The following is a 12,985-nucleotide window of genomic DNA, read 5'->3' on the forward strand; positions in this document are numbered from 1 at the left end:
GTAGTTTATAGTAAAATCATTTTAATTATCGTAGTATTTATAATTGTACTGGCTTATAATATCGATTGGCATGAACGTTTTTTGTACCCCCTTCTTTCCAAACTTTACATAATTGAACAGAGAGAGTAGCGCTTGATAACCTTGCTGTATGGGTTTATGACAAATCAAAAAATCAATGACATTTTCTTCTAAATACTGCAGGTTATCCTCTAAATAGTCAAACCCAATTAACAGTATATCTTCGTATAGGCCTTTAGACTTCAAATAGGAAGCTACACTTGATACCCTCGAATTGGTCACAAATATTACTCTAACTTTATGATGTTCAAAAAAACGATGCAATTCACGATTAATAACCTCACTTTCTGTCGAACGTATATCTAGCGTATGGATTTGTCGTTTCTTATGAGGTTTAAAATAGGAGATAAATGCTTCCTGCTTGATATAAAGATGATGCTCAGGATATAATTCCTTGGAGATATTTACAATCAATATAGATTCTTGAGGAGCAGAAGAATATTGAATCAAATTTGCTGCAACCAGCCCACTTTGGTAAAGATCTGGCCCAAAATAACCTATAGGACTAGCTTGACTTAGATCAGAATTAATCAACACATAAGGAATTGCGTTTTCCTCACATTTAGAGATTAATGCCAGAGTCTCTTGCTTAAACATTGGCGCAATAAGCAAACCATGTAATTCGTTGAAATTTAAATTTTCCTGCAATGCATTAAATGACGCGATATCATTTTGGTCAAACAATAGGATCTCTACCTCTATGCCATATTTTTTTATTTCCTCAATCGCATCGCGTATACCTTGCAATGGAGCCTGCCAATAGGTAGATTCCTTTGATGATTTTGGGATGATAGCTTTGAAATATTTAATATTTTTTTTGGTTAGTGATTGGGCAATAATATTAGGTTCATAATTGTATTGCTTGATTATCGCTAATATCTTTTCCTTTGTCTTTAAGGACACACCTTCCCTATTATGCAGCACTCTGTCCACCGTACCGATAGAAACATTCGCCAACTTCGCTATATCCTTTACACCTAAACTTTTAGGATTCATTCGAATTAAAATTTAATTTGTTATACTTTATGTGTCCCTCCACAATCGACAAATAGACATCTATATTATCATCAAAAACTACTACATCCGCATCATATCCCTTCTCTATCTTACCTTTACGGTGTGCAAACCCAAGGATGCGAGCTGGATTTTCGGTTATCATTTTTATTACCTCAGGGAAAGATGCTTTAGTATTATTTAGGAAATTTCTAACCAGCAAATTGGCTGTTGCAATGCTTCCAGCAAATGCAGAGCGATCGGCAAGTTTAGCCACACCATCCTCTACTATTACTTCGATACCATCGTGCAAACTTCCCAGAACACTTTTGTTAACATGGGTTCCAGCAGCGCGCATAGCATCGGTAATTAAAACTATTCTTTCTGAACCTTTTATTTTGTAAATCAGCTCCAGTAAAGGTTTGGGCAAATGCACCCCATCGGCAATAACCTCTACATCTATTTCATCTATCAGATAACAGGCTTCCACAGCTCCTGCATATCTGTGAGCATTCTTTCTTGTCACGCCCAACATAGCAGAATAAAAATGAGTGGCTAAACGATAACCGTGGTCAAAAGCAAGTTTTATGTCATCATACAATGCCTCAGTATGTGCAAAGGCTGCTATAATTCCTCTATCAGTTAGAAAATCTCCAAACTCTAACGCTCCCGGTAATTCAGGAGCTGAACTCCATCTAATTATATGAGGACTCATTTCCACTATACGAGAATATTCTTTGTAATCCGGATTGCGAATATATTTGGGATCCTGCGCACCGCGCTGATTCATCGCAAAATAAGGACCTTCTAGGTGAAGACCTAAAAATTTAGACCCTTTAGAATTATGTAGGTTTGCCTGTTCATATACGGTGAGGACTTTTTCCAAATGTTCTGAATCCGCGGTTAAGGTTGTGGGGCACATACTGGTAGTACCATATTTAATATGTGTATTAGCCACGCCTAAAAAGGATTCAACATTTGCATCCATAAAATCATATCCACCACCACCATGAATATGAATATCTATAAAACCAGCAGATATATATTTGTTGGCAACATTAATTTCTAGCGTATCTTCACTCACTTGAATATCGCCCACACCATACTCCTTAATTACGCCATCTTCCATGTAGCAATAAGCGGATTCTAATATGCCATTCGCGGTTATTAACCGACCATTATATAGTAATAATTTAAACAAGATGTTAAGTTTATAATTTCGTGTACGTACACGAAATTATAAAATACCCTTTACTATACCAAATTTTAATATGATTATTCTCTTAGAGATAATACTTTGGTTAGTTTTCAAACTAGACACTATGTAAATAATTATTTTGTGTGAATTTTTGTCTCGAACAATAAATTCATATATTTAACATAAATCATAAGCAAATAACACGCTATATGGCATAACCAATATATAAACAATTCCATTTCAGCATTTTTTAACATATAAAAAGCTAATAATAAAAATGAAATATTATGTTGTTGAATACGGTACCCAACAATTTATATGATAGATTTTTAATTAAGTAACCAAGATTTAAAAATGATTTTTTCTTAATATTCATTAAACTTTTAATTAACTCTACCTAGATACATTTGCCTTGTAATGAATCTAATTGCATCCATACAAAAAGATAATGTCCATGCGTTTTCGAAGGTATATGAAACCTTTCATCGCGAAATTTATGGTTTCATTTTTCAACGCACTAAATCCGAATTTTTAGCAGAAGAAGTAACGCAGTTAACTTTTATTAAGGCTTGGAAAAATAGAGCCAAATTGAATCACACATTACCCATAAATATTCAATTATTTGGTATTGCAAAGCAAGTTATGATTGATGAACTTCGCAAAGAAGCGAATCGATTTAAATATGAGGGAGAAGCTGCAGCAACCCCCTTTACAGATAACCTGATAAAAGCATTAGAAAGTAAAGATCTAATGCGCTTAATTGATGGAGACATTGCCAACATGCCTCCTGTTAGACGTCATGTCTTTGAACTTAGTAGAAAACAAGGTTTAACACATAAAGAAATTGCTCAAATGCTGAATATCTCTAACAAAGCCGTTGAACAACATATCAGTAAAGCATTACTCCAGCTTAAGCAGCATTTATACTCTATAATGCTATAATAATAATAACCACCTGAAAACCTTTCTTAAAGAAATACCTCCTACGCGACTTTTTACGTCGAATAAAAAATTTGATCTCGAGCTAGGGATAAGTCTTTGATAAACGTAATATGTATATGAAGGACAAGAAAAGGCTAACCAATAAAGAATTAAAACAATCAATCTGGCGCAATCAGGAGAAGATAGTTGACAACCTATTCGATATCAATCAATGGGAAAATTATCAATCTGAAAAAGATGATAATATTCCTTCGGATCAAATGTATAATAAGGTCAAAACCGAGATTAACAAAGATACGATTGCGCAATTCGATAAACGTGACAAAAAATATAAGATCTATAGTCTAATAAAATATTCCGCAGCAGCTTGCCTTATGCTGTTTTTTTCTTGGGTCTTTTACCAACAGCTGAATCATAAAACGATTAAAAACACGGATCTATCAGCAAATTATAGCCTCCCTGTAACGAATGAAGATATTTGGATAACCCAAGTCAATACAACTCAAGAAATTAAATGGATATACTTACCAGATTCATCAAGAGTAAAATTATATCCATCATCTGAAATTAGTTATCCAGAAGTCTTCTCAGCAATAAACCGAGACATACGGTTGAGTGGTAAAGCTTATTTTAACGTGAAAAAAGACGCATCAAGACCTTTTAGAGTATGGAGTGATTATACAAAGACGACTGCACTAGGTACGTCCTTTACTATTGATGCATTTCCAAATAAGCAAAATACAACCGTTACTTTGCATACTGGAAAGATTGTTATCAAATCTGTCAAAGAGGATTCCAAATTTGATGAAATCTATATGAGTGAAAAAGGTGAAAAACTCATCTTTAATAGTGCTACCCATCATCTAAGTCATATAAATCCAACATCAATCAATAAAAATAATCCTGTTGAAAATGTTAGCGATGAATATGCATCAGCAGTAGTAAAAATGGATAAAATTTCTCTTCCTGAAGCTGTCAATGTTTTAAGTCGTCTTTATAAAACAAAAATTGTCATTGAAAACAAAGCACTTGACCATATAACTTATACAGGCTCGGTAGATACGCGTACCGAAAACTTAGAAGATGCCTTAGAGGTCATCTGCCTAATTAATAACCTTGAATGGCGTAGAACTCAAAACGGGATCTATCACATCTACAAAAATAAAAACCACCAAAAATAAACTAAAATTAATAAACAAAAATTAAGGATTTAAAAATGCTTAAAAACCAACTAAACCCATTGCCAAAAATGGCTCTGATCGTTCTCTCATTAATTTGGAGTAACTTTCTTTATGCACAACAAGAGCAAGTTAAAGGTGCTACACAGGATGAAAATGGACAATTTCTTTCTGGCGTAAACATAAAGGCACTAAACACCAAAACTGGTAATACATTCAATACCAGCTCATCAAACAAGGGATTATTTTCTTTCAGCAATTTGCCTGAAGGAGGACCCTATCAGTTTATCTTTAGTAGCGTAGGCTATCAGAGCGATACCCTTTCGGGCTATACAATCAAAAATGGACAACAAATCGCATTGAGTGTAAAATTGATTTCAGTGAAGCAAACCATTGATGAAGTGTATATCGGATATGGAGTGACAACAAAAAAAGATCTTACGGGTTCTATCACCTCCATAAAATCTGAAGACCTCAATACTGGAGTCTTTAGTAATGTTGGTCAATTATTACAAGGTAAAGTTCCGGGATTAGTAATATCAAACAACAACAGTAATCCTAACGCAACACCTTCTGTAACCTTACGCGGTTCATCCACGCTACGTTCAGGCGAAGCAACAGAACCCTACTATGTTATTGACGGAGTACCCGGAGCATCTTTAGCTCTTGTATCTCCGCAAGATATTGAAAGCATTGATGTATTACGAGACGCTTCGGCTACAGCAATTTACGGCTCCAAAGCAGCCAATGGTGTTATCATTGTGACAACTAAAAAAGGAAAATCTGGTCAATCTGCCATTAACTACGACAGTTATGTCGCTATGGACAAAATTGCTAAACGTTTAGAAATGATGAATGCTCAGCAGTATAGATCTTATATCAACGATAATGGCTTTTCGATGGAACCAATAGATGATACCGGAGCAGATACAGACTGGCAAAAAGAGGTTAGCAGAATAGGAGTCTCGCACAACCATAATGTATCCATCTTGGGTGGAAGTGAGAAAACAAAATATAGCGCAAGCATCAATACCTTCAATAACCAAGGTGTTATTAAAGGTACTGATCTAGACAGACAGATTGCACGGGGATACGTTCAGTCCAAAGCTATGAATGACAAATTAGAAATGTCCTTCAATGTCAATGTCAGCTTAACAAAGCAAAACAATGTACCTGCACAAGGCCAAGGATTAAGCGTATTTGATGCAATGTATTATTACCTTCCCTATTCACCTCTTAAAAATGAAGATGGAACCTGGTTTGAAAATACGCCTCGTTCACAATATGCCAATCCAGTTTCACTAATTGAAGAAAACATCCTTCTGTCTAAGACGAAATTAATTCAAGGTCATGTCAAATTGGGATATCAAATCTTCGATGGGTTAAAATATAATTTAGACCTGTCGTTGCAAAATAGACAATTCAACTACAACGAATACAACAGCTCATTATCCATGATAGCGCGTAACATGAACGGAAGAGCGACTCGAGCTGCTGTAGAAGATCAACGTAAAGTCCTAGAAACCAATTTGGCTTATGACAAAACGTTTGCTGGTCTGCATAAAATTAGCGCATTATTAGGATATTCTTGGGAAGAATCCAATAACAATGACGGTATTCAGCTTTCGGTATCTGACTTCTATGGTGACGATCTTACCTATTACAATCCTGGAATGGCAAATGTCATTAATAGAAATGGCTTTGGAGGATATTATTTATCGACACTCCGTATGATTTCCGTATACTCTCGTTTGAATTATACCTTCAACAACAAGTATATCTTGCAGGGTACATTGCGTCGAGATGGGTCTTCTGCTTTCGGATTAAATAACCGCTGGGGTACTTTCCCTTCTGTGTCGGCAGCATGGAAAATTTCTGAAGAAGACTTTATGAAAGACAATAGATTATTTAACGAACTCAAACTACGCGCAGGCTATGGAGCCAGCGGAAACTCTCTGGGTTTTGATGTGTTTACAGCAAGATCGGTCTATGGTGCATCTGTAACTGATTTTGAAAACAGTCAAGGACAGATAGTACGTACTTTGAAAGCATTAAGAGACTCCAATCCAAACTTAAAATGGGAAAGGACCGATATGTTAAATATAGGGGTTGATTTCTCCTTATTTAGCAACGGATTGAGCGGATCTATAGAGTGGTACGATAAAAATACGACTGATTTGATATATAGTTTTGCTGTTTCCCCAGTAATATATCCATCAGGTTATCTTACTGCAAACATTGGAAAAATAAACAATAGAGGTTTTGAAGTTAGTCTTAATACAATTCCTGCAAAGACAGATAATTTCACGTGGAATTCGGGAATTAATCTTTCTCAAAATAAAAATATTGTTAAATCTATTTCGAACGAAAAGTTCTCTTCTCAATTCATCGAGTTAGCCTATTTAGATGGAGCTGGGCAATCAAATGCGAACCAGCAACGTCTTATGGAAGGTTATGCAATAGGCCAATTCTATACGTGGGAATGGGCTGGATACAATGAAAATGGCATATCTACATTTTATGTTAGAGATGAAGACATGGGAGAAAGAACTGGAGAAACAACTATTACTCCCGAACTCAAAGACAGAGCCTTTACAGGAACTGCACTTCCTAAATTTACGCTAGGTTGGAATAATGCTTTAGCATACAAACAGTGGAGTGCTTCCATTCTATTTCAAGGTGTATTTGGAGGGAAAATTATTAATGCTACACGAGCAAGACACTCTAACGTCGTAGGAAATGCCGGAAACAAGAATCTGTTGGCTGAAGTAGCAAGCACCGATAAGCCAACGGATATCAATGCACATTATTTATCTGATCGATATCTAGAATCTGGCGATTATTTACGCATTTCTACACTTTCATTTGGCTACACATTTAAAAATTTAGGAACCCAAATTAAAAACATTCGTCTCGCTGCGACAGTAAATAATCCTTATGTATTTACAAAATATAAAGGACTAGATCCTGAGGTCAATCTAGGTGGCCTTGAACCAGGTATTGATAATAGACAAACCTACCCACGTACACGTACCTTTATGTTTGGAGCAAATTTTAATTTTTAATTTAATTGGACACTAAAAAATGAGACATATAATCAAACCATTCTTTTTCACAGCTTTATCTTTTACAATATGGAGCTGTACAGACTTAGATGTTGACATAAAATCACAATTTACAGAATTTCCGGACAATGAACGCGCCGCAGAAGCAATATCCGCAGACGTGTATACAGCGTATCGCGGAGCGATGGGAAGAGATCATTGGATGGTACAAACCTTATCAGCTGACGAAGCAGTAAGTGTTTCTATGGGTTCAGATTGGTATGACGGAGGGCAATATAGACAATTTCATGTCCATAACTGGAATGCAGATAATGGCATGTTAACCAATATGTGGAATTCTGCCATCGTTGGGATAGTAAATAGCAATAATGTATTAACCATTATTAATAATGATGAAGCGGATATTGCAGCCCCAATTCGTGCTATGCGTGCGTTCTACCATTTTATTTTAATGGATAATTTTGGAGCTGCTCCTATACTAAAAGGTAGAGTAGAAGTGCAACCTGATAGGTCGCCTCGAGCAGAAGTATGTCGATTCATTGAGTCGGAATTACTGGAAATAAAAGATAAATTACCCACTACTGTAAACTCTAGTACATACGGAAAAGTAACCAAATACATGGCTGAGGCATTACTCGCTAAGCTGTATTTAAATTGGTCGGTGTATACTGCACAAAATGTAGAAGATTATACACCAAACGCATCGAACGAAAAGCTGCAAGAAGTAGTAAAAATGTGCGACAATATCATTGCTTCCAATCAATTTAACCTCACTAGTCATAAATTCTTAGAAAAATTTCGTCCCGATAATGGCCCTCAAATCAAAGATTTTATTTTTGTAATGCCCTACGATAAAGAAAGTCAACAAGGGATGACATTCTCACGCTTTTGGATACACCGTAGTGCCCAAAATCAATTTGCAAATCTACCACAAAGTGTGGGAGGAACTTTTCGTGTATTACCCACTTATTTAGATAAATTTAATTTAGCTGGAGACGAACGTAACGCGTCATATATTGGCGGAAAGCAATACTATTGGAGCAACTATCAAGAAGACAGAACTAGACCATTTTTAATTCGAACTTCCAAAAAGGGTATAGACCAAGATTACGTGGGCGCAGATGCTGATGCGCAATTTGAATGGCAATTGGACATAACCAGAGACATTATTCTTCGTCCCGATGGAGCGGCTACGCTTAATGTTGGGAATGATCAAAAAGGTCGATCAATGGGATATAGATCTATTAAATTTTACATGGATGTAAATGTAACTTCTGCTCATCAACGTAATCAAAGTAATGACGTGCCAATTTTTAGATATGCAGACATTTTACTAATGAAAGCTGAAGCCATTTTACGTGGGGCATCTGCGACAAATGGCGAAACGCCAATGAGTTTAATCAATCAAATACGCAGTTATGTTAAAGCTCCTTTGCTAACTATAGCCCCTTCCTTACAAGATTTGTTAGATGAGCGTGCAAGAGAATTTGCAGACGAATCCTGGAGACGTAATGATCTTATTCGTTATGGAAAATTTGAAGACAAATGGGGATTTAGAGATTTATATCCAGCAGGATATACTGAGAAATTCAGACGCATATTTCCTGTTCCAACAACAGTCCTGAATCTGAACAATATCTGGAAACAAAACCCTGGTTACGTAAATTAAAATATGAAGAGACGACAATTTCTGAAAAATACCATTAGTACAACTATTGGGACAGGTATAGCAAGTTCTGCCCTTGCCAATTTATCATTATCACATCCCATAACCAATATAGACAGTAAAGACATTGATGCAAGATCTAATTTAGAGCAGGAAGGTTTACTTAATTTCGTTGCAATAGGCGATTGGGGCCGTAATGGCGCTGACCATCAGTTACAGGTAGCCAAACAAATGGGCGATTGGGTCACCAATCATCCCAATGATTTTATTGTGTCTACTGGAGATAATTTTTATCCAAGTGGTGTCATTAGTGAACACGACCCTCTTTGGCATTATTCCTTTGAAAACGTCTATACTGATTTTGCTTTACAATGGGATTGGTATCCAATTTTGGGTAATCATGATTATAAATCTGACCCTGACGCTCAGGTTCGGTATACTAAAATCAGTAGACGCTGGAAAATGCCTGCTCGATATTACAGCAAAACTTTTAATCTCAAAGGTAAAGGAAAAGTGTTGATAGCATTTATAGACACAAACCCTATGATACCTGAATTTTATAAAAACAGTGAATACGGCCCACATGTTGCAGGTCAGTATCCCGAGAAACAATTAGAATGGTTAGACAAATTGCTATCCACTCAAGATCCCGATATAAAATGGAAAATCGTAGTGGGACACCATCCAATTTATACGGTTGGGCCTCGAACCAACAACTACGATACCTTGGCTGTAAGAAAAGTTTTAGAAGAGGTGCTGCAGAAAAATAAAGTAGATGTTTATCTTTCAGGACATGATCATTCACTACAGCATATAAAAGTTGAGAATATGCATTTTCATCAGTTTGTTTCGGGCTCGGGATCAGAAGCCACTCCCGTCAAAGCAGGTCTGGAGATTACAAATTTTGCAGCTTCGGATTATGGTTTTATGTATTTTGCAATAGATGATAAATGTATTAGTGCAAAAGTTATCAATCATCAAGGAATAAAACTTTATGATACCACAATTCATAAATAAGCAAAAAACATAATATGCTATATATTAAATTGGGAGACCTTTTAGGTCACCCAATTTTACTTTTTAGCTTCTTGTAAACTAAAAACTATCTTCCCTTTTGAATTGATTATAAAGCAATTAATTAGTTTTTTTATATTACCTTTTGCTCTCCTCAGGCTGTATAAAAATGTATTGTTTAATAAATAAATGTTTATTATTTCATGTTCGGATACATTCACAAATTGCAATAAAACATTGCTTTTAAAAGAATATTATAACCAAAAGTCTTATATTAGGAATAATACCAATTAGATTCCTTAAATAACTTATGAGCAACACCGATCATACACTCCATGAATTAAGCGACGCATTAAAAAATAACTCGCTACATATAAAAGATATTGCAAATAAAATTCCAGCCTCATTAATGATTCATGATATAGAAGATAATAAAATAGTAAAATGTAGTTACATGAATGATTGGGGCTGTAGATACTTACAAACAACTGCTCAAGAAATTAATGAATTAGGAGAAGAATATTATAATCGGTACTTTTTTATTGAAGAAATTAAAGATTACCTTCAAGATATTTCAAAATACATTGCATTTAATCAAATAGATAGTCAATACAACTTTTTTCAACGGGTAAAGCGTCCCGGTAACGAAGATCCAGCATGGTTTTTTACAGTCTGTAAATTAATACATGTAGATGCCATTTATCCAAACACTAAAAAACTCATAGTTATATCCTCTCCGGTAATTGGATTTAATAACTTAATAAATAGAGTAAATAAAACTTTAAATTTAGAAGGATACATAGGAAATAATTATAGAAAGTTCGCTCTATTAACAGCTCGGGAAAAACAAATTTTGAGCTTACTTGCCAATGGAATGTCCACCAACGAAATTGCAGAGAAACTTTATATCTCGCAATTTACTGTATCAACACACCGCCGGAACTTAATAAAAAAAATAAACTGCAAATCATCCACTGAGCTTTTAAGGTTTGCAATAGCTTTTGAATTAATTAAATAAGTACAATCGAGAAATACAATATGATGATATATCTAGGATGTAACGAATCTTTTTTGAATCGTTATTTAAAGACGAGACACTGTATAAAAATAAAAGGTGAATAAAAAATTATTCACCTTTTTTAAATTTTTAAAATTTTATCTCCAAGCTTTATACTGATTGATCAATCCATTTGTTGAACTGTCATGTGATTCTACATCGTCAGCTCCACTCAATTCTGGAAGAATCCTAGAAGCTAATTGCTTACCTAACTCTACTCCCCATTGGTCGAAACTGTAAATATTCCATATAATACCTTGAACAAAAATCTTATGTTCATACAAGGCAATTAAAGAACCTAAAGATTTCGGAGTAATTTGCTTCAAAAGAATAGAGTTTGTAGGTCTATTTCCTTCGAATATTTTATAATTTTTAAGTTTCTCAATTTCTTCTTTAGATTTCTCAGCTTTTTCGAATTCAGTTATAACTTCTTCTTCGGTTTTCCCATTCATTAATGCTTCAGTTTGTGCAAAGAAGTTGGATAGCAATAACTGATGGTGGTTACCAATCTGATTATGCGAGATCGCTGGTGCAATAAAGTCACAAGGAATTAATTTTGTACCTTGATGAATCAATTGATAAAAAGCATGTTGACCGTTTGTTCCAGGCTCACCCCAGATAATTGGACCAGTTTGGTACTCGATACGGTTTCCATTACGATCTATATATTTACCATTACTTTCCATATCTCCTTGTTGGAAATACGCTGCGAAACGGTGTAAGTATTGGTCGTACGGCAAAATGGCTTGACTTTCCGCCTCAAAGAAATTATTATACCATATACCTAATAAGCCCAAAATAACCGGAATATTTTCTTCAAATTCCGTAGTACGGAAATGTTCATCCGCCTCGTATGCACCTTTTAATAATTCTTCAAAATTATCGTATCCAATGCCTAAAGCGATAGAAAGACCAATAGCTGACCATAACGAATATCGACCTCCTACCCAATCCCAAAACTCGAACATATTTTTAGTATCGATACCAAAAGCCGAAACTCCCTTTTCGTTGGTACTCAATGCCACAAAATGTTTTGCTACATCAGCTTCTACAGCACCTGATTGCAAGAACCAATCTTTCGCAGACTGTGCATTAGCCATAGTTTCCTGCGTTGTAAAGGTCTTAGATGCAATTAAAAACAAAGTAGTCTCAGGATTAACTTTTTTCAACGTTTCCGCGATATGTGTACCATCTACATTCGATACAAAATGAAGATTTAAACGAGTTTTGTAAGGTTTTAATGCTTCTGTAACCATTACAGGACCTAAGTCCGAGCCACCGATACCAATATTAACAACATCCGATATTTCTTTTCTCGTAAAACCTTTCCATTCTCCAGAAACGATTTGGTTTACGAATTCTTTCATATGTGCTAATACGGCACGTACTTTAGGCATTACATCTTCACCGTCCACTATAACAGGTCTATCAGATTGATTACGTAAAGCCGTATGCAAAACTTGTCTACCTTCGGTTACGTTGATTTTTTCTCCAGCAAACATAGCTTTTATGGCCTCATCCAACTTACATTCTTTCGCCAATTGGATAAGTAAAGCTAAAGTTTGTTCGTTAATTCTATTTTTAGAATAATCTAACAAGATATCATTGAATGCGATGGAGAATTTTTTGAATCGCGCAGGGTCTTCGGCAAATAATTCTTTTAAAGTTTTTTCATTTAAGGTGATGTAGTGATCTACAAGATATTTATAAGAGGAAGTTTTCGTAAAATCTATATTGGGCAACATGTTTAAGTTTTTATTTGACAATAATTTAGTAACAAATATACAGCAAAAA

9 protein-coding genes are annotated in these 12,985 nt (G+C 35.2%); 6 read left to right on the forward strand and 3 right to left on the reverse strand.

Going from position 1 to position 12,985, the window contains the following annotated elements:
* Positions 1-21: 21 nt before the first annotated feature.
* Positions 22-1,074, reverse strand: coding sequence for a LacI family DNA-binding transcriptional regulator (locus H8B04_RS04110; RefSeq protein WP_165291297.1), 1,053 nt, complete (start codon positions 1,072-1,074; stop codon positions 22-24).
* The gene (nagA, locus tag H8B04_RS04115; protein ID WP_190301531.1) at positions 1,064-2,272 is read right to left on the reverse strand and encodes an N-acetylglucosamine-6-phosphate deacetylase; all 1,209 of its coding nucleotides are present in this window, start codon (positions 2,270-2,272) and stop codon (positions 1,064-1,066) included. The genes H8B04_RS04110 and nagA overlap by 11 nt, the downstream gene beginning before the upstream one ends.
* Before the next feature lie 414 nt (positions 2,273-2,686).
* On the opposite strand from nagA, the gene H8B04_RS04120 reads away from it, so the two are divergent.
* The 6 genes from H8B04_RS04120 to H8B04_RS04145 all read left to right on the forward strand — a co-directional run bounded on the left by H8B04_RS04120 (position 2,687) and on the right by H8B04_RS04145 (position 11,152).
* Entirely contained in the window at positions 2,687-3,211 is a 525-nt protein-coding gene (locus H8B04_RS04120) for an RNA polymerase sigma factor (RefSeq protein WP_190301532.1), read from the forward strand.
* Positions 3,212-3,327: 116 nt separating this feature from the next.
* Positions 3,328-4,392, forward strand: coding sequence for a FecR family protein (locus H8B04_RS04125; RefSeq protein ID WP_190301533.1), 1,065 nt, complete (start codon positions 3,328-3,330; stop codon positions 4,390-4,392).
* A gap of 35 nt (positions 4,393-4,427) precedes the next feature.
* Positions 4,428-7,454, forward strand: a complete 3,027-nt coding sequence (locus H8B04_RS04130; protein WP_190301534.1) for a SusC/RagA family TonB-linked outer membrane protein — start codon at positions 4,428-4,430, stop codon at positions 7,452-7,454.
* Between the two features lie 19 nt (positions 7,455-7,473).
* Positions 7,474-9,123, forward strand: a complete 1,650-nt coding sequence (locus tag H8B04_RS04135; protein ID WP_190301535.1) for a RagB/SusD family nutrient uptake outer membrane protein — start codon at positions 7,474-7,476, stop codon at positions 9,121-9,123.
* A gap of 3 nt (positions 9,124-9,126) precedes the next feature.
* Positions 9,127-10,137: a metallophosphoesterase gene (locus H8B04_RS04140; protein ID WP_190301536.1), complete on the forward strand. Its 1,011-nt coding sequence runs from the start codon at positions 9,127-9,129 to the stop codon at positions 10,135-10,137.
* A gap of 307 nt (positions 10,138-10,444) precedes the next feature.
* Entirely contained in the window at positions 10,445-11,152 is a 708-nt protein-coding gene (locus tag H8B04_RS04145) for a LuxR C-terminal-related transcriptional regulator (protein ID WP_190301537.1), read from the forward strand.
* 137 nt (positions 11,153-11,289) lie between these two features.
* On the opposite strand, the gene pgi is transcribed toward H8B04_RS04145, so the two are convergent.
* Entirely contained in the window at positions 11,290-12,936 is a 1,647-nt protein-coding gene (pgi, locus tag H8B04_RS04150) for a glucose-6-phosphate isomerase (protein ID WP_190301538.1), read from the reverse strand.
* Positions 12,937-12,985 lie beyond the last annotated feature (49 nt).

The organism is Sphingobacterium litopenaei, from assembly GCF_014692495.1.
Lineage (GTDB): Bacteria > Bacteroidota > Bacteroidia > Sphingobacteriales > Sphingobacteriaceae > Sphingobacterium > Sphingobacterium litopenaei.